Here is a 19966-nt window from a genome sequence, read left to right on the forward strand (position 1 = left end):
GGGCCAGCCCCCATCCCATTGCATGCGCCCCTACACTTCCAGCAACACGTACCGCTGCTCCGGCGTGTGCTTCGCCAGCAGGGGCATGGCCACGTTGTAGACGGGGATGCCGCTCTTGGTCTTCCCGTTGCGCGCGCCGTGGTGCGCGTGCCCGTGGAAGACGGCCTCCGCGCCGTAGTGGTCAATCGGCATCGACAGCCGGCTCGTCCCGAGGAACGGGCGGATTTCGATGTTCTCCCCGTCCAGCGTCTCCGGCACCGGGGAGTAGTGCATGATGACCACCTTCTTCTCCGTGTCGAGGTGGCTCAGCGCCGCCTCCAGCTTGAGCGACTCGGTGACGGCCTCCTGCACGAAGGCCTTCGTCTGTCCCTCGCCGAAGGCCTGCAGGGTGGCGTTGCCGAAGCCTCCGCCGAAGCCCTTCACCCCCGCCACGCCCAGCACCTTCTCGAAGATGAAGTGGTCCCCGTCGAGCAGGTGCACGCCCGCCTTGGACAGCTCGCTGCAGATCTCCTTCGCCTGGTTGTGCTCGTAGTCGTGGTTGCCCAGCACCGCCGCCACCGGCACGCGCAGCGCGGACAGCTCCTCCGCGAGCACCTTGCCCTCCTCAATCATCCCCCTGTCGGTGAGGTCCCCGCACAGCACGAGCAGGTCCGCCGTGGCGTTCACCTGTTTGACGAGCTGTCGGAAGCGTCCGTGTTGGTCCTCGCGGCAGTGAAGGTCACCGACTGCCGCCAACCGAATTTTCGAGCTCGGATCGCGCGCCACGCTCGTCTCCCTGCTGTCGTTCGTTCTCGTCCCAGGCCCGCCCGTCGCGGAAACCCCAGTGGTGGATGTCCACGTGATAGTTCACCCGCGAGATGAGGTTCCCGCGGCACAGCTTGTCCTCCCAGCGCCCCTCGCGGAGGGTGTGCAGCGTGCGGCTCATCAACTCCGCCATCACCCAGTCGGGGACCATGTCCCGCTCGGACGGATAGGCGAACCGGAACATCATCAGGTGGCTGAGCAGCACCTCCCAGTACCGGTCGAAGCGGCGCATCAGCCGCTCCCAGTCCATGCTCCGCCCCGCCTTCAGGATGAGGTGATTCACGTCCGAGCCGTCATACCGCTCGCGCTCGTTGACGAAGGCCTTGGACCAGATCATCTCCTCGGCGGGCGCCACCAGGCACCCGTGTCCGAAGATGTTGCAGGTCTTCGCGTGGGTGAACCACTCGTCGTCCACCACCGCCACGCCGTTGCCGGACGAGAAGATGAAGTCGACGAAGTAGTCGCCCTTGTAGGCCTTGTAGATCCACACCTCGTCCGCGCGCTCGGTGCGCCAGCCGTCCGCCTCCAGCACCTCGAGCGCCCGCAACGCGTCACGCTTGCGCGGGAAGAGGTCCAAATCTTTCGTGTCCCGGTAGATGCCGGTGTAGGTCGCGTACGCGTACGCACCGCCCACCACGAAGGGCACCCCCGCCTCGACCAAGAGCCCAATCGCCCGGGCCCGAGCGTTGATTTCATCCGGAGCGCGGTCGCGCTCGGCCAGCGTGGCGTCCGTGCCCATCTCCCCGGGATGGTTGGGGTGTCTCTTTTCCATGTGCGAAAGGTAGGGATGGAGGAATTCCGCCGTGCGAAGGCCGGCTGAAAATGCCTGGGGAGCGGACAGCCAACCGGCAAACCGTTGATTTTCCAAACCTTTCTCCGGCCAGACAGGCGCCTTTTCTGTTTTCCGGCGGGGCTGTGTCCATTGGGGCGAACACGTTGCCGCACGGCCCGCCGGGGGCCGGCCGAAAGGAAGAAGAACCATGCTGCGCAAGAGCCTGCTGTGTGCCGCCCTGCTGGTCGCTGGCTGTGACTCCGCGAAGAACGACGAGGCGTCGTTCCGCGAGGGCCTTCCCTCCAAGGAGATGGTGGAGATGAAGGCGCCGAAGAAGAACGGCCAGGGGCTGACCTCGGCGTTCTACGGGCAGGGGCAGACGGCGGAGTACTACCAGCTCACGGTGGCCGCGGCGGTGACGGTCAACGGCGGCACGCTGGCGGTGCTCAACCTCATCGAGGAAATCGTCAAGCACACGCCGACCTCCATCGAGGGGGACGTCGCGGTGTGGGGCCCGCACACGGACGCGCTCAGCCCCACCACCTGGAAGCTGACCGTCACGCGCACGGACGACGACACCTACTCGTGGGTGCTGGAGGGCAAGGCGAAGAACGCGGAGGACTCGGCCTTCGTGGCGGTGCTGTCCGGCACGCACACGGCCGCGGTGGACGCGGACGGCGAGCGCGTGAAGGGCTTCGGCTCCGGTGAGTTCCTCATCGACTGGGAGCGGATTCGCACCCTGCCCAACGCCAACCAGAACGAGATGGGCACGGCGGAGATCCAGTACTCGCGCGCGGACGCGAAGGCGGTGGCGTCGGTGGTGGCGCAGTTCCACCAGGTCCGTGACGAGGAGGTGCAGGGTGGCCGCGTGGACGCGAACTACAGCTTCAAGCAGGCCCCGGGCGCGGGCGGCGAGCTGGACTTCGTGCTGAAGAAGAACATCGACACGGACCCCGCGCGCACGAAGCTGGAGGACCTGTCCATCAAGAGCCGCTGGGAGGCCACCGGGGCTGGCCGCTCGGACATCGAGCTGTCGGGCGGGGACCTGTTCGGCAAGGCGACGGTGAGCGAGTGCTGGGACAGCAACTTCCTCAGCGCCTACTTCTCGGTCAGCTTCAACCCGGCCGTTGGATACGGGGCGGTCAGCGCCTGCGGCAACTTCACCACGCCTGTCACGCCGTGACGCGGCTCGCGGTAGGCTGCGGCGCGTGACGGGAACGAGCCAGCCGGTCCTCAAGGTGATTCAAGGTGGCCACCACCAGGACCGGCGGGCCCTCATGCGCGAGCTGTACGCGAAGTATGGCGGCAGCGTGATGGGGCGCTGCCGCTACCTCCTGAAGGATGCGACGAAGGCGGAGGACGCGATGCACGACGTCTTCGCTCGCGCCCTCACCCACAGCGACGACTTCCGCGCGGAGGCGTCGCCGCTGACGTGGTTGATGAAGATTGCCACCAACCACTGCCTCAACCAGCTTCGCTCGGAGCGGGCGGGCTGGCGGCAGTGGTTCGAGCGGGACGCGGCGGCGCGCACGGAAGGGCACGGCGGCGCGGGCGAGATGGAGACGCGAGACCTGGTGCGCCGGCTGCTGGCGAAGGTGGACGTGGAGACGCAGGCGGCGGTGGTGCACTACCACGTGGACGGGATGACGCTGGAAGAGGTGGCGGCGGTGCTGGGGCGCTCGGTCCCCACCATCCGCAAGAGGCTGGAGCGCTTCGCCGAGCTGGGTGGAGAGGAGCTGAGGGTCCGATGAGCGCGCACGAGTCGGAGTGGACATTGCGCCGCCTGAGCGCCGGGGAACTGGCCGCCGCCGAGGCCGCCCGTGCCCGCGGCCACGTGGCCTCCTGCGCGGCCTGCGGCGCCACCCTGCGAGGACTCGAGCACGAGCAGTCCCGCTTCGAGGCGGCGGTTCCCTTCGAGCACTTCGAGGCCGGCGTGGAGCGCGCGGTGCAGCGGCAGCGGCGCAGCGAGTCCTTCCGCACGCCGCCCCGGCGCTGGGTGGCGACGACGGTGGCGATGGCCGCCTCGGTGCTGGTGGTGCTGCTGGCCCGGCCCCTGCTGAGCAGCGGCCCGGGGCACACCCCGGGACTCAATGGCATCAAGGGCGGCGCGGTGGCGGAGCTGCGCATTGGCGGCGGCTCGGGCCCGCAGCGCGAGGCCCGCACGGACGCGCCCGAGGCGTTGGACTTCGGCGAGCGGGTGATGCTGGGCTACCAGGCCCACGCGCACCGGTACGTGGCGGCGGTGTCGGTGGATGCCATCGGCGAGGTGACGCCGCTCCACCCGGAGTCGGGCGAGAGCCTTCCGGTGGAGCCCGGCGCGGACATGCACTGGCTGCCGGACAGCTGGGAGCTGACGGGCTCCGGCGCCGAGCGCGTGGTGCTGGTGCTGACGGACGCGCCCGTGTCGGTGGACGCGCTGGTGGACGCGGCACGGCGGGCCTTCCTGGCGGCGGACGGCGACGTGGAGCGCATGGCGCCGCTCGACGTGCCGGGTGAACAGACGCACTGGGTGCTGCTCAAGCCATGAGCCCCCTGCCCTCTTGCCTTCGAAGTCTGGCCCTGGCGCTGGTCCTGGTGGCCACGGCCGCGCAAGCGGACGTGCTGCGCCGCTTCGCGCTGGTGGCCGGCAACGACGAGGGCGGCGGCGACACGCGCCCCCTGCGGTTCGCCCGCGACGACGCGCGGAAGATGTACGCGCTCCTGCAGCGGCTGGGCGGCGTGGCGCCCGGGGACGCGAAGCTGCTGCTCGACGAGGACTCGCGGGACTTCCTCGCCGCGCTGACGGAGCTGGAGGGACGCGCGAAGGCGGCCCGCGCCCGGGGCGAGCGCACGGCGCTGATGGTCTACTACTCGGGCCATGCGAAGGACGGCGCGCTGCGGCTGGGCGACTCGCGGCTGGCCTACGAGGACTTGAAGCGCCGACTGGCGGACGCCCCGGTGGACATCCGCATCGCCATCCTGGACTCGTGTCGCTCCGGCGCGCTGACGCGTACCAAGGGCGCGCGGCGGGCCCCCGCCTTCGAGATTGAGTCCGGCGCGGCGAGGGATGCGCGGGGCCTGGTCATCCTCACCTCCAGCTCGGCGGACGAGGACTCGCAGGAGTCGGACGCGCTGCGCGGCAGCTACTTCTCGCACCACCTGGCCAGCGGCCTGCTGGGCGACGCGGACCGCAGCGGCGACGGACGGGTGACGCTGTTCGAGGCGTACTCGCATGCGTATGCGCGCACGGTGGCGGACACGGCGGCCAGCACCGCGGGCCCGCAGCACCCCACGTTCAGCTACGACCTCGCCGGCAATGGAGACCTGGTGCTGACGGACCTGCGCGCCAGCGGCGAGGGGCTGCTGGTGCCGGGCGCCGCGCCCGCGGGCACGTACTACTTCGTGGACCCGGGCGGCATGGTGGTGGCGGAGCTGGACAAGACGGCGGACGTGGAGCGCCGGGTGGCGCTGGCGCCGGGCACGTACCGGGTGAAGCGCCGCCTCCCGGACCGGCTGCGCATCGGCGAGGTGCAGGTGCCGCGAGGGCGGGCGGCGGTGCTGGAGGAGACGCGGCTGCGCGACGCGCCCTTCTCCGACGACCCGGTGAAGGGCGCGGCGCGGGACGGCGGCGCGTGGTGGACGGTGGGGCTCTCCGGCGGCGTGCAGTCCTTCTTCGACGCGCCCACGCGCGACACGCTGTTCCTCTCCGTGGGCCTGCTGGGCGCGGAGGCGCAGCTGCACGACTACTTCCGGCGCGACTGGGTGTGGGGCGTGGACGTGGCGGTGGGCGGCAAGCAGGCGGTGCTGGCGCTGCCCACGCTGGCGGGGCCGGCCTACCGCTACTCGGTGACGAGCCTGGGTACCACGCTCACCGCCGAGTGGCCCCGCGCGAGCGTGACGCCCTTCGTGGGCGGGCGGCTGGCGTACCTCATGCTGCGGCGCGACTTCGAGGACGAGGCGTTTCCGGACCAGAAGTTCGCCATGTTCTCCCCGGGCGTGGTGGGTGGGGTGCGCTGGAAGCCGCTGCCGCGCCTGTACGTCACCGGGCAGGCCCGTCTCCACTACCTGCAATACACCGTCGATGAGCAGCGCTCGCTGGGCTACTGGGAGCTGGGCGCGCTCCTCACCTACCAGCCATGAAGGAGCACGCGATGCGACACCTGGCGATGGCCTGTCTGTGCCTGGCGGCGGCCGCGTGCGGCGGCGACTTCTCCAACGACGACCTCGAGTTCCTCAACGCGCTGCCGCGGCGCGAGGACCTGGCCGCCAAGCTGCCCGCGAGCAGCCAGGGACGCACGGGCGGCGGGCTGACGACGCGCAAGGCCGGGCTGGTGGTGAACCTGGGCGAGGTGTCCGAGCTCGCCACGGACACGGACAGCACGGGCCGTGACTTCAACACGGCGGTGGACGGCCTGCTGACGCTGCTGGAGAACATCCGCTCCGCGTCGCCCACCACGCGCGAGCCGGACCGGCGGGTGTGGGGGCCGTTCAAGGACAAGGACCATCCGGGCTTCGACGTGCGCTTCGTCATGGAGCGCCAGGAGCTGCGCTTCGACTACCGGCTGGAGTACCGCCGCACCGGCGAGGGTGACCTGGACTGGTGGGCCCTGCTGTCGGGCACCTTCCAGGCGGACGCGGGCATCCGCAAGGGCGAGGGCAAGCTCTCCCTCGACGTGAAGCGGGCGACCGAGGAGGGCTTCACCGCGGGAGGGCTGTCGACGCTGGACCGGCTGGACATCGACTATCAGACGAAGGCCCTGCCCACCCGGGTGGAGATGGTCTTCACGCCCCGGGGTGGCCTGACGGAAGCCGTGCGCTACACCTATCGCGAGGCGGAAGGGGGACTGGGGGAGATGAAGTTCCGGCTCCCCGCCACGGACCTCGTCGTCGGGGGCAGGCTGGAGGACGTGGAGCTGACCACGCGCTGGGCGCCGGACGGCCGGGGCATGGGCACGCTGCTGGTGCTCGCCGGAGACATCCAGGGCGCGAAGTACACCGAGTGCTGGAACGCCCTGGGCCGCGTCACCTTCATCGCGCGCAGCTGGGACTTCTTCAATCCCACGGATGGTGAGCGCGCGTCGTGCCCGGACTTCACCGCGCTGGACGAGTAGCCGGGCGCGCCCGGCCGCCCGCTCCTGTTGGAAGGCTGGCAGCCCGTCAACCGAGGGCGAACACGAAACCCGTTGCGCCAGACGCGACCCGGTATAGTGCGCGCCATGAGTGATGGGCAGAAGACCGAGGCGCGCGCGCAGCGTCCGGGAACCTTGAAGAGCCTGGCGCTGGCGATGGCGTCCTGGCGGACGGCCTCGGTGACGCTGCTCTCGTTCTCCTCGGGTCTGCCCCTGGGCCTCGTCTGGATTGCGATTCCCGACTGGCTGCGCAGCGCCGGCGTGGACATCCGCGTGGTGGGCCTCGTCACGCTGGCCCAGGCCCCCTGGTCCTTCAAGTTCCTCTGGTCGCCCCTCATGGACCGCTACGTGCCGCCCTTCTGGGGCCGGCGGCGGGGCTGGATGGCGCTGGCGCAGGTGGCCCTCTTCATCACCACGCTGGCGGTGGCGGGCGTGGGCGGCCACCCGGAGGCCGCGTGGGTGGTGGGCGCGCTGGCCATGGCGGTGGCCTTCTCCGCGGCCACGCAGGACATCGCCATCGACGCGTACTCCGTGGAGGTGCTGCGCAAGGAGGAGCAGGGCGTGGCGGTGGGCGCGCGCGTGGCGCTGTACCGCGCGGCCATGTTCATCGCCGGCTCGGCGGCCATTACGCTCGCGGGACGGATTTCGTGGAGCATCGTCGTCATCGGGCTGGCGCTGCTCTACGTGCCGCTGCTCCTCGTCACCCGCTTCGCCCCAGAGCCCGACGAGCGGGTGCCGCCCCCGCGCTCGCTCAAGGACGCCGTCTGGTACCCCTTCGTGGGCTTCCTCCAGAGGCACCGCGCGCTGGAAATCCTGGCGTTCGTCTTCGCGTACAAGCTGGCGGACAACCTGGGCGGTTCGCTGCTGCGCCCCTTCCTGGTGGACATGGGCTACAGCGCGACCGACCGCGGCGTGGCGCTGGGCACCATCGGCCTGTTCGGCACCATTGCCGGCACGCTGGTGGGCGGCGCGTGGACCACGGTGCTGGGGCTGGGCCGGGCGCTATGGGTTTTCGGCGTGGTGCAGATTGTCTCCAACGTGGGCTACGTCCTCGTGGCGCGCGCCGGAGCGCCGAATCAGTTGCTGATGTACTCGGCCATCGGCTTCGAGCAGGTGACGCAGGGCCTGGGCACCGGCGCCTTCTCCGTGCTGCTGTTGCGACTCACCCAGAAGCGCTTCTCGGCCACGCAGTTCGCGCTCCTCTCCAGCCTCTTCTCCATCCCCCGCGTGGTGGCCGGCCCCATCAGCGGCTTCGCCGTGCACGCCATGGGCTGGGAGCAGTTCTTCTGGTTCACCATGGCGGCGGGCATCCCCGGACTGCTGCTGCTCGCGCGCTTCGTGCCCATCGGAGTGAAGGACCCCAACTTCGACGTGGAGACCCAGGTCCGTCCGGCCACCCGGGCGATGAGCCGGGGCGCGCTGACGACGGCCGCCGTGCTGTCGGGCGTGGCGGGCATCGTGCTGGGAGGCCTGACGACGGCGCTGCTCGGGGCGATGCAGGCGGTGCGCACGAAGCCCGAAGCGGGCTTCGACTTCGGCGCGTCCCTGTCCGCGATGTTCCAGCCCGCGTCCGTCACCGACTGGGTGACACTCGCCGGCATCGTCATCTTCGGGCTGGTGGTGGGCCTGCTCACCGCCGCCGCGCTCGCCGCGCGCTCCGGCGCCTTCTACATCCCCGAGGAGGAGGCCCCGCCCACGTCCCCCCCGGGCGCGGCCGAGGCGCGCTGACGGCCCGCTCCCGGGGCTGGCCTCTGCTCGCAAGTCCACACCGCCCACGCCCTGACGGCATGGGTGGCGTATGACACGGCCCTGAAGGCCCCCCCGCCACGGTGTACCGGCGTACAGGTGCGCAAGATGGGGGATCCATCCGGCGTGCGCCCTGCCTATGGTGGGCGGCGCTATGGCCCACCCTCTCGCTGGCAAGCCCCCACCGGAAGAACTCCTCATCAATCCCGAGAAGCTGCGCGCCCAGTATTACGCCGAGCGTCCGGATGTGAATGTACCGGAGCAGCGCGTCGCCTTCGGCACGTCCGGCCACCGCGGCTCCTCCGCGCGCCGCAGCTTCAACGAGGCCCACATCATCGCGGTGACGCAGGCCGTCTGCGAGTACCGCAAGCAGCAGGGCATCGACGGGCCGCTGTACCTGGGCAAGGACACGCACGCCCTCTCCGACCCGGCGCAGGCGACGGCGCTGGAGGTGCTCGCGGCCAACGGCGTGCAGGTGCGCTTCAGCGACCTGGCCACGCCCACGCCCGTCATCTCCCACGCCATCCTCACGTACAACAAGGGCCGCACCAGCGGGCTCGCGGACGGCATCGTCATCACCCCGTCCCACAACCCGCCCGAGGACGGCGGAATCAAATACAACCCGCCCAACGGCGGCCCCGCGGACACGAACGTCACCGCGGGCGTCGAGCGCCGCGCCAATGAACTGATGGCCGCGGGCAACGCGGGCGTGCAGCGCACCCCGTACGAGCGCGCGCGCACCGCGCCCACGGTGAAGCCGCACGACTTCATCACTCCGTACGTGGAGGACCTGGGCAGCGTCGTGGACATGGAGGCGCTGCGCGGCGCGAAGCTGAAGATTGGCGCGGACCCGCTGGGCGGCTCCAACGTGGCCTACTGGGAGCCCATCGCCACGCGGTACGGCTTGAATCTGCACGTGGTCAACCCCACGGTGGACCCCACGTTCCGCTTCATGACGTTGGACCATGACGGGAAGATCCGCATGGACTGCTCGTCGCCGTACGCCATGGCGAACCTGGTGCGGCTGAAGGACCAGTACGACATCGCCTTCGGCAACGACGCGGACTCGGACCGGCACGGCATCGTCACGCGCAGCATGGGGTTGATGAACCCCAACCACTACCTCGCGGTGGCCATGGCCTACCTCTTCCGCACCCGGTCCGGATGGAAGCCCGGCACCGCGGTGGGCAAGACGCTGGTGAGCAGCGCCCTCATCGACCGCGTGGCGAAGGAGCACGGCCACCGCGTCGTCGAGGTGCCGGTGGGCTTCAAGTGGTTCGTGGACGGGCTGCTGGACGGCTCGCTCGGCTTCGGCGGCGAGGAGAGCGCCGGGGCGTCCTTCCTCCGCCGCGACGGCAGCGTGTGGACCACGGACAAGGACGGCATCATCATGGACCTGCTGGCCGTGGAGATTCTCGCCACCACCGGCAAGGACCCGGGCGAGCACTACCTGGCCCAGGCCGCCCGGTTCGGCGCGCCGCACTACACGCGCATCGACCAGCCGGCCACGTCCGCGCAGAAGGCGGCGCTCAAGAAGCTGTCGCCGGAGTCGGTGAAGGCCGACACGCTCGCGGGCGAGCCCATCCTCCAGCGCCTCACGCGCGCGCCCGGCAACAACGCGGACATCGGCGGGCTGAAGGTGGTGACGGAGAACGGCTGGTTCGCCGCCCGGCCCTCCGGCACCGAGGACGTGTACAAAATCTACGCGGAGAGCTTCCGCGGCGACGCGCACCTCCAGTCCATCGTCCAGGAGGCGAGGGCCATCGTCGACGCGGCCTTCGCCGGGAAGTAGCGAAGGCAATGCTGGACCCGGGCTCCTCCGCGCGCTTGCATGGCGCCGGAGGAGTCACCGCCCCGCATGGAAACCGTGAAGCTCGTCCTGATGTACCTGCTGGCCCTGTTCATGGTGGCCGCGGGGGTGAACCACTTCCGCAACCCGCGCTTCTACCTGCGCATCATGCCGCCGTACCTCCCGTGGCACGGGCCGCTCGTGTTCCTGAGTGGCGTGGCGGAGGTGCTGCTGGGCGTGGGGCTCGTGGTGCCACAGACGCGCCAGCTCGCCGCGTGGGGGCTCGTCGCGCTCTTCGTGGCCATCTTCCCCGCCAACCTCTACATGACGATGAACCCGGAGCGGTTCAAGAAGATACACCCCGCACTCCTCTGGCTGCGGCTGCCCCTGCAGGGCGTCCTCATCCTCTGGGCGTGGTGGTACACCTGAGGCGGCGGGCTCGGACTGGGGGTGGGGGCGCCTGTCCGCCCGGCGGCCCTGCCCGTGCGTCCTTCCTTGACTCGACGGGAGGTGCTCTTTAGGTTTCGACGCTTCCTGTAGCTCTACCGAAATCCGAAGGACGTTCCATGGCTCGCGTAACAGTCGAAGACTGCCTCCCCCTCGTCGACAACCGGTTCGCGCTGGTGCTGCTCGCGGCGAAGCGCGCGCGTCAGCTGATGGCGGGTGCGCGCCCCATCATCGAGACGTCCAAGAACAAGCCCCCCGTGCTGTCCCTGCGCGAGGTGGCCACCGGCCGCGTGAAGTTCGACCGGGACGTGCGCGAGGCGCTGTCCGGCAAGTACACCCCCGCCGAGAAGCCCTGAGCCTCCCGAAGGCTTCAGCCGCCCTCGGGCTCCGGTGTCCTGACCGGAGCGGGGGCGGCCTCCGGGAGCAGGCCCTGTGAGCGCAGCCACCGCACCGCGCGCGACGCCACGGCCTTCTCTCCCTTGTAGCCGAGCATCGGTATCAGCTGGGCCACCGGCACCCAGCGCACCTCGTCCACCTCCACGCGCGGCCCCGGCAGCGGCCCCAGCGCGCCCGTCTGATAGCGGAAGAGGAAGAAGTGGACGCGCTTGAAGATGCGCTGCCCCCGGAACTGGTAGACGTAGCGGATCTCCCCCAGCGGCGCGATGAGCGTCACGGTGAGCCCCGTCTCCTCGTGCACCTCGCGGCTCGCCGTCTGCTCCGGGCTCTCTCCCGGGTCCACGTGCCCCTTGGGCAGCGCCCACAACGGGCGTCCGTGGGGACGAATGACGGCCACCTCCCAGGTGCCGGCACTCTCCCGGATGACGACCCCTCCTGCGGACGCCTCGCGTGGCATACCCACCCACCCTATCCGAAGCGGGCGGGCAGGTGCTCATCCACCGTGCGCGAAATGACGCAGCTTCGCCTCCGCCCCCAGCCGGTAGGCGTAGCGCAGGTCCGCCAGGAGCCTGTCCAGCCGCCGCCCGGTGACGTGCCCCATCAGCCGGCCGCAGAAGCGGCGCGACAGCCGGTTGGCCTCCTCGTAGCGCCACCGCTCCTGGGGGGACAGGCGCTCGCGGTAGGAGACCCGCTGGAACAGGCGCCCGAGCAGCTCCTGCGCCCAGGGGCCCACGCCCTCCCCCCAGCGGTGCAGGAGGCACACGGCGAACTTGTCCACCTCCGCCTGCGCCTCGAGCTCCAGCAGGGACACCGTCCGGCCATGCGCCGCGGTGTGCGCCACGTAGAGGAAGTGGCTGACGCCCTCGGCCACCTGGCAGTAGCCGTCCAGGTCGCCGTCCAGCAGGTACCCCAGCGGGCCGGACGCGTAGGGCTTCAGCCTGTCGAGCAGCGCGGGGGAGAGGTACAGGGCCAGCTCCAGGTCATCCCCGTCCTCGTGGACCAGCAGCTCCTCCTCGGAGCGCCCCGTGCCGCCCAGCTGCACCGCGGCCTCGGTGTCCACGACGAAGACTTCCGCCCGCGCCGCGCACGTGAAGCCGTAGATGGCCTCCAGGTGGTCCTGCACCCGTCCAATCATCGTGAGCCACCCGCCCGCTAGTTGGGAAGCCCCTTGAGCGGAGGCACCATGCCCGCGTCCACCAGCACCCGCTCCAGCCTGTCGCTGCCGGAGCGCGCCCAGGACTCGTAGACCTTGAGCGCGCCGCTCGGGCTGGCCTTCACCATGCCGCGCGCGGCAATCTCCTCCAGCACCTCCACCAGCGCGCGGAACTTGTCCCGCAGCTCGCGGTACACCTGCGCCGCCGGGGACAGCTCCGCCACCTGGCCGTACGCCGTGCCGCCCATCTGGATGTAGTAGTCCGGGCCCACCACGCCGGACTGGAGCGCGCCGGAGAAGAAGCCCGCCGTGTACAGCGACACGTCCCCCAGCCGCCGCAGCGTGCGGATGCGCTCGTTGCGCTCCTGCTGCAGCGCCTGGTGGTAGAGCAGCGCCAGCGGCTCGTGGTCCTTCCGGCCGTCCTCCTCGCGGGTGAACAGCTTGTCCGTGAGCGCGAACTCCGAGAGCAGATTGACCAGGTAGAACTCCGTCACCTCGGTAATCCGCACCCGCTGCCGGCCCATCACCTCGTCCAGGAGCGACTTGAAGAACTCCTTCAGCGACAGGGACGCCACCAGTTCACTCATCGACACCTCCCGTCAGTCCCGGGGGCGACTCCGGCCTCCGGGGGACAGGGGAAAGGTACCAATGACACCCGGACGCGGCAAAGGTGACTCCCAGTGATTCCGGGTACTTGCGCTAGCACTCGACCCTCCCGAGTGCCAATCCGGGCCCGCCCGCCGCGCGGCCGGGCACAGTCCCGGCACGGTGGCCGGGAATACGAAAAACATAGGAATGCCGCGCAGTTGGCAGCCCATGCGACGCCGGTCCGGCATCGCTTGACGGGTCGACTTCCCTGGTTATTATCCGCCGCGCCTAGGCGTTAGCACTCGCGAGGTGCGAGTGCTAAATGCCGCGGGTCGTCACGACCCATTAACCCCCAAGAGGCGTCCCGGCCGGCAGTATCCCCGGGCCGGGCGCTACACAAAGGAGCAGGCCATGAAGATTCGTCCCCTGCAGGATCGGCTCATCGTGAAGCGCGTCGCCGAGGAGTCCAAGACCAAGGGCGGTCTCTTCATCCCCGACACGGCGAAGGAGAAGCCCCTCGAGGGCAAGGTCATCGCCGTCGGCAACGGCAAGGTGCTCGAGGACGGCAAGGTCCGGCCCATGGACATCAAGGCCGGTGACACCATCCTGTTCAGCAAGTACGCCGGGACCGAGATCAAGCTCGACGGCGAGGAGCACCTGATCCTCCGCGAGGAGGATGTGCTCGGCGTCCTCGAGAAGTAGTCGTCCCTTCCCACCCCTTTCCTTCAAGGAACCATCCAAATGGCGAAGGACATTCTGTTCGACGTGCGCGCCCGCGAGGCCATCCTCCGTGGCGTCAACATCCTGGCCGACGCGGTCAAGGTCACCCTCGGCCCCAAGGGCCGCAACGTCGTCATCGAGAAGAGCTTTGGCTCGCCCACCATCACCAAGGACGGTGTGACGGTCGCCAAGGAAATCGAGCTGGAGAACAAGTTCGAGAACATGGGCGCGCAGATGGTCAAGGAGGTCGCCTCCAAGACGTCTGACGTCGCCGGTGACGGCACCACCACGGCCACCGTGCTGGCGCAGGCCATCTTCCGCGAGGGCGCGAAGCTGGTCGCCGCGGGCCACAACCCGATGGAGATCAAGCGCGGCATCGACAAGGCCGTGGCCATCATCGTCGGCGAGCTGAAGAAGCTGGCGAAGCCCACCAAGGGTCAGAAGGAAGTGGCCCAGGTCGGCACCATCTCCGCCAACGGCGACGCCACCATCGGCCAGATCATCGCGGACGCGATGGAGAAGGTCGGCAAGGAGGGCGTCATCACGGTGGAGGAGGCCAAGGGCCTGGAGACCACCCTGGACGTGGTCGAGGGCATGCAGTTCGACCGCGGCTACCTCTCCCCGTACTTCGTGACGGACCCGGAGCGCATGGAGGCCGTGCTGAACGACGTCCTCATCCTCATCCACGAGAAGAAGATCTCGTCGATGAAGGACCTGCTGCCCATCCTGGAGCAGGTGGCGCGCGCCGGAAAGCCGCTGCTCATCATCGCCGAGGAGGTCGAGGGCGAGGCCCTGGCCACCCTGGTGGTGAACAAGATCCGCGGCGTGCTGAACGTGTGCGCGGTGAAGGCGCCGGGCTTCGGTGACCGCCGCAAGGCCATGCTCGAGGACATCGCCACCCTGACGGGCGGCAAGATGATCGCCGAGGACCTGGGCATCAAGCTGGACACGCTGACGCTCCAGGACCTGGGCCGCGCCAAGCGCATCACGGTGGACAAGGACAACACCACCATCGTGGACGGTGCCGGCAGCCAGCAGGAGATCGAGGCGCGCGTGAAGCAGATCCGCGCCACCATCGAGAACACCACGAGCGACTACGACCGCGAGAAGCTGCAGGAGCGGCTGGCGAAGCTGGTGGGCGGCGTGGCCGTCATCAACGTCGGCGCGGCCACCGAGACGGAGATGAAGGAGAAGAAGGCCCGCGTGGAGGACGCGCTCAATGCGACTCGCGCGGCCGTCGAGGAGGGCGTGGTGCCCGGCGGCGGCGTGGCCTTCATCCGGTGCCTCAAGGCGCTGGACGGCGTGGAGTTCACCGTCGGCGAGAAGTTCGGCGTGGACATCATCCGCCGCTCGGTCGAGGAGCCCCTGCGCCAGATCGTCGGCAACGGCGGCCTCGAGGGCAGCGTGGTGGTGAACAAGGTCAAGGAGGGCACGGGTGCGTTCGGCTTCAACGCCGCCACCGGCGCCTACGAGGACCTGCTGGCCGCGGGCGTCATCGACCCGGCCAAGGTGAGCCGCAGCGCGCTGCAGAACGCGGCGTCCGTGGCCTCCCTCATGCTTACCACCGAGGCCATGGTGGCGGAGCGCCCGAAGGAGGAGAAGGACGCCCCCGCCGGCGGCGGTGGCATGGGCGGCATGGGCGGTATGGGCGGCATGGGCATGTAGTCGCCCCCCACCCCGGCTCCCATGCCGGGGTGACGGCCTGACAGCGGCCTCCGGTTCCTCCAGGGAGCCGGGGGCCGTTGTGTTTTCCAGGCAAGGTGGCGGCGGGCGCTCGTGGCCCTTAGTTTGGTGGGAAGAAGGAGGAGCTGCCCGTGAAGCCCGTGAAGATCTACACGACGACCTACTGTGGTTACTGCGTCCGCGCGAAGGACCTGCTCAAGCGCAAGGGGGTCGACTACGAAGAGGTGGACGTCACCGGAGACGACTCCATGCGCTCGAAGCTGGTGGAGATGAGCGGCGGCCAGCGCACCGTGCCGCAGATCTTCATCGGCGACGCACACGTGGGCGGCTACTCGGACCTGTCCCGGCTGGACACCGAGGGCAAGCTGGACCCGATGCTCCAGGCCTGAGCCGACCAGGCAGGCGGGCGCCCCGCTCCGGCCCTCCGGAGCGCCGTGCATACCTTCCCTCCCGTGGCACACCATCCTTTCGCGGGAGGCGGCAATGGCAGGCGAAGAAGCGCAGACGGGCACCCGTGACGAGCACTACAACCTCGTCAGCGCCCTGTATCACCTCCTCAAGGGCGCCTCGACGGCCGAGCAGTACATCGCCGACGCCGAGGAGTCTGGAGACCAGGAGCTGGCCCAGTTCTTCCGGGACTTGCAGGACGAGCAGCGCAACCTCTCCGAGCGCGCGAAGAATCTGCTCGGAGGCCGGATGCTCGGCGGTGAGAAGGCGGGCACCGGCCGCAAGGCCAAGGCGGGCGCCGGCAAGAGCGTCCCCACACGCGCGCTGAAGACGCAGAGCAACGCGAGCGTCAACTCCGGCGGCAACGCGAAGGACGACATCGTGGACGAGGAGTCCAAGGAGTCGTTCCCCGCCAGCGACTCGCCCGCGCGCTACTGAGCAGGGCGCGCCCGCGGCCAGCGCGCGCGCCCCCGCGTGGCCCGGCGCGACGGGGCGCGGGGATTCGCGCAGGTTTCTGGATTCCGCGGGGACGTTCGTCTTGGATGACGGGCCGTGAAGCGAACCGGCCCGTCACTCCTCGCGCGCGGCGTCCTGCTGCTGGCGGCCTTCGGGGGCCTGGCGGCCTTCGGGGCCCTGGCGTGCCGGGGCCCCGCCGTCCAGGTGCAGCGCACCGTGCCCGAGGACCTGCGCGCGTCCGCGGTGGTCGTCTACCCCTTCGGCTTCCGCTGGGAGGCGCCCCCGTGGCGCGCGGTGGAGCTCTCCCAACGACTGGTGGACGTGGCGCTGGCCGAGGCCGGCACCCAGGCCCTCTTCTTCGGCCCCACGGAGGTGCGCGTGTACCACCCCGAGGCGGACGACGCCTGGACGGCCAGCGACGCGGTGGCGGTGCTGGCCGCCTACCGCGTGCGCCCGGAGGCCGCGCTGGTGCTGCGCCCCCGGGCCGAGCGCCGCGTCCAGTCCGGCCAACGTGAACTGGTGGACAGTCGTGGCCACACGGTGGGCCGGAGTGCCCAGGAAGCCGTGGTGTATCTGGGCACGGTGGAGGTGCTCCACCCCGCCAGCCGGCAGGTCCTGCTGGAGGTGTCCGGCGAGGCCCCGGCGGACCCCTTCGCCGAAGTCACGGACGACGGCGCGGACCCCACCCCGGAGCTGACGGTGCTGATGGAAACGCTCACCCGCGAGGCCCTGAAGGCCCTCTCCGGCACGCTGAAGCCGCCGCGCGTCCCCGCCCCGCCCCTGGCCACGTCCGTGGCCTGGCTGCCCTGGGAGACGCTCCCCCTGGAGGCGGAGCTGGCCGGCAAGGACGTGCTCGACGCGGAGGTGCTCCGCCGCCAGCGCCTGCGCTTCGCCAACCCGGGCCTGGAGCCCACCGTGCTGGACGCGCTGGCCCGGCAGCCCGGGGGCCTCTTCGTCCGCGAGGCCCCACCGGGCTCGAAGCTGGCGGCGGGAGACCAGGTGCTGGCCCTCGATGGACACCCCGCCCCGCCGCAGGCCCTCGCCCGGACGCGGCTGTCCCCCGCCCCGGTGGAGGCCCGCGTGCGGCAACCCTCCGGAAGGATTGTTTCACTCTCGCTGCCCTGATGCGCTCAGACGTGAATCAGAGGGGGTAGAGGTGCGAGTCGTGCTTGCCCCCCTGGTCCCCTCGCACCTAAAGAGGACCCCATGATGGAACCCAGGCCCGAGACCACCCAGACCGCCCAGACGGACCAGGAAGGCCGCACCACCCGCATTCCCATCCACGAGTGGACGGTGGAGGTGGTGGGTGGCCCGGACAAAGGCAAGAAGGTGACGACCCAGGACGGACTGGTGCGCGTGGGCTCGGACCCCGCCAGCGACCTGGTGCTCACGGACGCGACGGTGAGCCGCCGCCACCTGGAGGTGGAGCGCACCTCGCGCGGGCTGCTCCTGCGCGACGCCGGCAGCCGCAACGGCACCTTCCTCGACGGCCGGCAGGTGGTGCAGGCCTACCTGGCCAGCGGGGACAAGCTGGAGCTGGGCAAGACGAAGCTGTCCGTGAAGGTGGCCCCGCGCCCCACCGAGGTGGAGGTGGCGGGCGCCGAGTCCTTCGGCGCGCTGGTGGGCGCCTCGGAGAAGATGCGCTGGGTCTTCACGGAGCTGCGCCGCGTGGCCCGCGAGGACATGAGCCTGCTCATCGAGGGTGAGACGGGCACCGGCAAGGAGCTGGCGGCGCGCGCGGTGCACCAGCACTCCGCGCGGCGGCACGGCCCCTTCAAGGTCGTGGACTGCAACCTCATCTCCGAGGAGAAGGCCGAGCGCGAGCTGTTCGGCGGCCTGCGCGCCGGCGAGGGCGAGGACCGCGAGGCGCGCGGCGTCTTCGAGGCGGCCCGGGGCGGCACCCTCTTCCTGGACGAGGTGGGCGAGCTGCCCCTCCAGGTGCAGGGCAAGCTGTTGCGCGTGCTGGAGACGCGCGAGGTGCCCTCGCTGGACGGGCAGCCGGTGGCGGTGGACGTGCGCGTCATCGCCTCCACGCACCGCAACCTGGAGGAGGACGTGCGCCAGGGCCGCTTCCGCGCGGACCTCTACTTCCGGCTCGCGGTGGCGCGCGTGCGACTGCCGCCCCTGCGCACCCGCCGCGAGGACCTGCCCGTGCTGTCCCAGGCCCTGTCGCAGACGCTGCGCGCCAGCGTGACGCTCACCCCGCAGACGCTGGCCCTCTTCGAGGGCTACGACTGGCCGGGCAACGTGCGCGAGCTGCGCAACGTGCTCGAGCGCGGCGCGCTCATGGAGGAGACGGGCAACAGCAGCTGGCTGGACTTCCTCGCGCAGCCCTCGCGCCGCGAGGAGGGCCAGGCCCCCGCCACCAACGTGTCCGCCATCGTCACCAACATGCCGTACCACGAGGCCAAGGACCGGGTGCTCGCGGACTTCGAGCGCTTGTACTTCGCCGAGGTGATGCGCACGGTGGGCTTCGACATGAAGGCCGCCGAGCAGCGCACCGGCCTGTCGATGCAGAGCCTCTACCGACTCTTGAAGAAGAACGGGCTTCGTCTCAAGGACCTCAAGAACGCCGAAGGCCTGGAGAAGTAGACGCCCGGACGCAGTCCCACCCCCAGGGAGAACAACCGCATGTTGCGTCGTCTTGCCGTAGCCTCCTTCGCCCTCACCGCCGCCTGTGCCGGCACGCAGAAGCCGGATGCCGCGGCCGGTAACGGCACGTCCGTGCCCACCGAGGAGAAGGTCCGCATCACCAACCAGCCGCCGTTCGACCTGGTCTCCTGCTTCCCGCGCGAGCTGAAGATGCCGGAGCAGAACAGCCAGGGCGTGGTGCTCGGCGCGCTCCTGTCCGCGCGCCCGCAGGTGCAGGAGTGCCTGGTGGACCCGAAGAACCGGGGCCCCGAGGCGGCGACCAAGGTGGAGGTGAAGACCACCGTCACCGACCAGGGCGCCACCCACGCCGTCACCGGGCAGAACCTCACGCCCGAGGGCACCGCCTGCATCCAGAAGGTGATGGACACCCAGGTGCAGCCGGCGGCGCTCGCCAAGGGCGCGGCTCCGGTGGAGGCCACCCTCCCCTTCGAGCACACCGCCAGCGGCCTGAACTCCGTGAAGTTCGGCATCAACGAGGGCTCCGACTTCACCGGCGCGGTGCGCCTGGCGCAGCCGAGCTGGTGTGACTGCTACGCCAGCTTCAAGGACAAGGTCCCCCCGGCGCTGACGGCCAAGGTGAAGCTGGTGAAGGCCCAGCAGACCCCCGCCCAGGTGACGTTCGAGCCCTCCGGCAACACCGAGGGTGACCAGCTCGCCGCCTGCCTCCAGCCGAAGATTGCCGCGCTGCCGGCGAAGCTGTCCTCCGACGAGCTGGGCTTCAACTACCGCTTCGTCCACTTCAACTCCAACGCCACCACGGAGGCCTCGGCCAGCCTGCCTCCGGAGCTGCGCTTCCTCCAGCTGGACCTGGTGCGCACGCAGCGCGCCGCGGACCAGGCCATCGCCGACGGCGCCCGCAACCCCGCGGCGCAGGCCTTCGCCGAGGTGGTGGACCGCTACCAGAAGACCAAGAACTACAAGCTCTTCGACGAGCTCGAGAGCAAGTGCAACGCCCTGGTGGCGGCGGACACCCGCGTCACCGAGGCCATCGAAGGCCGCCAGGCGACGGAGCAGGCCGCGCTCTCCATCGCCCAGGAGATGAAGGTGAAGGACGCCGAGGCCTGGACGGAGGCCGAGGCCGCCACCCAGAAGAACCTGGACGAGACGGTGAAGGAGCTCGCCGAGGCGCAGAAGATCGCCACCCAGGACAAGGGCGCCTGCCCGAAGAAGACGTACAAGAAGTAGCCCGTCCCTGACGGTGGAAA

21 protein-coding genes are annotated in these 19966 nt (G+C 70.2%); 16 read left to right on the forward strand and 5 right to left on the reverse strand.

Annotated elements, in window-relative coordinates; translation table 11 throughout:
- Window positions 1-30 precede the first annotated feature (30 nt).
- Together ACX9TP_RS32430 and ACX9TP_RS32435 are read right to left on the reverse strand one after the other, a co-directional pair.
- The gene (locus ACX9TP_RS32430; RefSeq protein WP_482974518.1) at window positions 31-735 is read right to left on the reverse strand and encodes a metallophosphoesterase family protein; all 705 of its coding nucleotides are present in this window, start codon (window positions 733-735) and stop codon (window positions 31-33) included.
- Window positions 719-1543 (reverse strand): nucleotidyltransferase, encoded by an 825-nt coding sequence (locus tag ACX9TP_RS32435; RefSeq protein ID WP_482982254.1) that lies wholly within the window; start codon window positions 1541-1543, stop codon window positions 719-721. Before ACX9TP_RS32435 ends, ACX9TP_RS32430 begins: the two co-directional genes overlap by 17 nt.
- Before the next feature lie 241 nt (window positions 1544-1784).
- On the opposite strand from ACX9TP_RS32435, the gene ACX9TP_RS32440 reads away from it, so the two are divergent.
- From ACX9TP_RS32440 to rpoZ, 9 genes are all read left to right on the forward strand, one after another.
- Window positions 1785-2759 (forward strand): hypothetical protein, encoded by a 975-nt coding sequence (locus ACX9TP_RS32440; protein ID WP_482974519.1) that lies wholly within the window; start codon window positions 1785-1787, stop codon window positions 2757-2759.
- A 25-nt stretch (window positions 2760-2784) separates the two neighbouring features.
- A complete protein-coding gene (locus tag ACX9TP_RS32445; protein WP_482974520.1) occupies window positions 2785-3327 on the forward strand; it encodes an RNA polymerase sigma factor in 543 nt (180 codons plus the stop codon).
- Window positions 3324-4103 (forward strand): ACP synthase, encoded by a 780-nt coding sequence (locus ACX9TP_RS32450; protein ID WP_482974521.1) that lies wholly within the window; start codon window positions 3324-3326, stop codon window positions 4101-4103. Before ACX9TP_RS32445 ends, ACX9TP_RS32450 begins: the two co-directional genes overlap by 4 nt.
- Window positions 4100-5695, forward strand: a complete 1596-nt coding sequence (locus tag ACX9TP_RS32455; RefSeq protein ID WP_482974522.1) for a caspase family protein — start codon at window positions 4100-4102, stop codon at window positions 5693-5695. Before ACX9TP_RS32450 ends, ACX9TP_RS32455 begins: the two co-directional genes overlap by 4 nt.
- Window positions 5696-5706: 11 nt before the next feature.
- The gene (locus tag ACX9TP_RS32460) at window positions 5707-6666 is read left to right on the forward strand and encodes a hypothetical protein (protein WP_482974523.1); all 960 of its coding nucleotides are present in this window, start codon (window positions 5707-5709) and stop codon (window positions 6664-6666) included.
- Window positions 6667-6771: 105 nt separating this feature from the next.
- On the forward strand, window positions 6772-8412 hold the full coding sequence (locus tag ACX9TP_RS32465) for an AmpG family muropeptide MFS transporter (protein ID WP_482974524.1): 1641 nt from the start codon (window positions 6772-6774) through the stop codon (window positions 8410-8412).
- 172 nt (window positions 8413-8584) lie between these two features.
- The gene (gene pgm, locus ACX9TP_RS32470) at window positions 8585-10222 is read left to right on the forward strand and encodes a phosphoglucomutase (alpha-D-glucose-1,6-bisphosphate-dependent) (protein ID WP_482974525.1); all 1638 of its coding nucleotides are present in this window, start codon (window positions 8585-8587) and stop codon (window positions 10220-10222) included.
- A 66-nt stretch (window positions 10223-10288) separates the two neighbouring features.
- Complete coding sequence (locus ACX9TP_RS32475; protein WP_482974526.1) at window positions 10289-10648, forward strand: DoxX family protein; 360 nt, start codon at window positions 10289-10291, stop codon at window positions 10646-10648.
- 137 nt (window positions 10649-10785) lie between these two features.
- The gene (gene rpoZ / locus ACX9TP_RS32480) at window positions 10786-11022 is read left to right on the forward strand and encodes a DNA-directed RNA polymerase subunit omega (RefSeq protein ID WP_163998517.1); all 237 of its coding nucleotides are present in this window, start codon (window positions 10786-10788) and stop codon (window positions 11020-11022) included.
- Between the two features lie 14 nt (window positions 11023-11036).
- On the opposite strand, the gene ACX9TP_RS32485 is transcribed toward rpoZ, so the two are convergent.
- From ACX9TP_RS32485 to ACX9TP_RS32495, 3 genes are read right to left on the reverse strand one after another with little or no spacing between them, the layout of a single operon-like run.
- A complete protein-coding gene (locus ACX9TP_RS32485; RefSeq protein ID WP_482974527.1) occupies window positions 11037-11519 on the reverse strand; it encodes an NUDIX hydrolase in 483 nt (160 codons plus the stop codon).
- Between the two features lie 36 nt (window positions 11520-11555).
- Window positions 11556-12197, reverse strand: coding sequence for a hypothetical protein (locus ACX9TP_RS32490; RefSeq protein WP_482974528.1), 642 nt, complete (start codon window positions 12195-12197; stop codon window positions 11556-11558).
- A 17-nt stretch (window positions 12198-12214) separates the two neighbouring features.
- Window positions 12215-12802: a hypothetical protein gene (locus ACX9TP_RS32495; protein ID WP_482974529.1), complete on the reverse strand. Its 588-nt coding sequence runs from the start codon at window positions 12800-12802 to the stop codon at window positions 12215-12217.
- 412 nt (window positions 12803-13214) lie between these two features.
- Between ACX9TP_RS32495 and groES the strand changes: the two genes are divergently transcribed.
- From groES to ACX9TP_RS32530, 7 genes are all read left to right on the forward strand, one after another.
- On the forward strand, window positions 13215-13505 hold the full coding sequence (gene groES, locus ACX9TP_RS32500) for a co-chaperone GroES (protein ID WP_267861150.1): 291 nt from the start codon (window positions 13215-13217) through the stop codon (window positions 13503-13505).
- A gap of 39 nt (window positions 13506-13544) precedes the next feature.
- Window positions 13545-15188 carry a chaperonin GroEL gene (groL, locus tag ACX9TP_RS32505; protein WP_482974530.1) on the forward strand — a complete coding sequence of 548 codons (1644 nt, stop codon included), beginning with the start codon at window positions 13545-13547 and terminating at the stop codon, window positions 15186-15188.
- Between the two features lie 149 nt (window positions 15189-15337).
- Complete coding sequence (gene grxC / locus ACX9TP_RS32510; protein WP_482974531.1) at window positions 15338-15595, forward strand: glutaredoxin 3; 258 nt, start codon at window positions 15338-15340, stop codon at window positions 15593-15595.
- Between the two features lie 94 nt (window positions 15596-15689).
- Entirely contained in the window at window positions 15690-16091 is a 402-nt protein-coding gene (locus ACX9TP_RS32515; protein WP_482974532.1) for a hypothetical protein, read from the forward strand.
- A 114-nt stretch (window positions 16092-16205) separates the two neighbouring features.
- A complete protein-coding gene (locus tag ACX9TP_RS32520) occupies window positions 16206-17234 on the forward strand; it encodes a hypothetical protein (RefSeq protein ID WP_482974533.1) in 1029 nt (342 codons plus the stop codon).
- 84 nt (window positions 17235-17318) lie between these two features.
- Window positions 17319-18701, forward strand: coding sequence for a sigma 54-interacting transcriptional regulator (locus tag ACX9TP_RS32525; RefSeq protein WP_482982255.1), 1383 nt, complete (start codon window positions 17319-17321; stop codon window positions 18699-18701).
- 39 nt (window positions 18702-18740) lie between these two features.
- Window positions 18741-19946 (forward strand): hypothetical protein, encoded by a 1206-nt coding sequence (locus ACX9TP_RS32530; RefSeq protein ID WP_482974534.1) that lies wholly within the window; start codon window positions 18741-18743, stop codon window positions 19944-19946.
- The last annotated feature ends 20 nt before the right edge of the window (window positions 19947-19966 follow it).

This window comes from Pyxidicoccus sp. M15, assembly GCF_056858435.1.

Bases quoted from the DNA above. Each gene is read 5' to 3' on its own strand.
- ACX9TP_RS32435 (WP_482982254.1), bottom strand. From the start codon at position 1,543: ATGGGCACGGACGCCACGCTGGCCGAGCGCGACCGCGCTCCGGATGAA.
- ACX9TP_RS32440 (WP_482974519.1), top strand. From the start codon at position 1,785: ATGCTGCGCAAGAGCCTGCTGTGTGCCGCCCTGCTGGTCGCTGGCTGT.
- ACX9TP_RS32450 (WP_482974521.1), top strand. From the start codon at position 3,324: ATGAGCGCGCACGAGTCGGAGTGGACATTGCGCCGCCTGAGCGCCGGG.
- ACX9TP_RS32455 (WP_482974522.1), top strand. From the start codon at position 4,100: ATGAGCCCCCTGCCCTCTTGCCTTCGAAGTCTGGCCCTGGCGCTGGTC.
- ACX9TP_RS32460 (WP_482974523.1), top strand. From the start codon at position 5,707: ATGCGACACCTGGCGATGGCCTGTCTGTGCCTGGCGGCGGCCGCGTGC.
- ACX9TP_RS32465 (WP_482974524.1), top strand. From the start codon at position 6,772: ATGAGTGATGGGCAGAAGACCGAGGCGCGCGCGCAGCGTCCGGGAACC.
- pgm (WP_482974525.1), top strand. From the start codon at position 8,585: ATGGCCCACCCTCTCGCTGGCAAGCCCCCACCGGAAGAACTCCTCATC.
- ACX9TP_RS32475 (WP_482974526.1), top strand. From the start codon at position 10,289: ATGGAAACCGTGAAGCTCGTCCTGATGTACCTGCTGGCCCTGTTCATG.
- rpoZ (WP_163998517.1), top strand. From the start codon at position 10,786: ATGGCTCGCGTAACAGTCGAAGACTGCCTCCCCCTCGTCGACAACCGG.
- ACX9TP_RS32485 (WP_482974527.1), bottom strand. From the start codon at position 11,519: ATGCCACGCGAGGCGTCCGCAGGAGGGGTCGTCATCCGGGAGAGTGCC.
- ACX9TP_RS32490 (WP_482974528.1), bottom strand. From the start codon at position 12,197: ATGATTGGACGGGTGCAGGACCACCTGGAGGCCATCTACGGCTTCACG.
- ACX9TP_RS32495 (WP_482974529.1), bottom strand. From the start codon at position 12,802: ATGAGTGAACTGGTGGCGTCCCTGTCGCTGAAGGAGTTCTTCAAGTCG.
- groES (WP_267861150.1), top strand. From the start codon at position 13,215: ATGAAGATTCGTCCCCTGCAGGATCGGCTCATCGTGAAGCGCGTCGCC.
- groL (WP_482974530.1), top strand. From the start codon at position 13,545: ATGGCGAAGGACATTCTGTTCGACGTGCGCGCCCGCGAGGCCATCCTC.
- ACX9TP_RS32515 (WP_482974532.1), top strand. From the start codon at position 15,690: ATGGCAGGCGAAGAAGCGCAGACGGGCACCCGTGACGAGCACTACAAC.
- ACX9TP_RS32525 (WP_482982255.1), top strand. From the start codon at position 17,319: ATGGAACCCAGGCCCGAGACCACCCAGACCGCCCAGACGGACCAGGAA.
- ACX9TP_RS32530 (WP_482974534.1), top strand. From the start codon at position 18,741: ATGTTGCGTCGTCTTGCCGTAGCCTCCTTCGCCCTCACCGCCGCCTGT.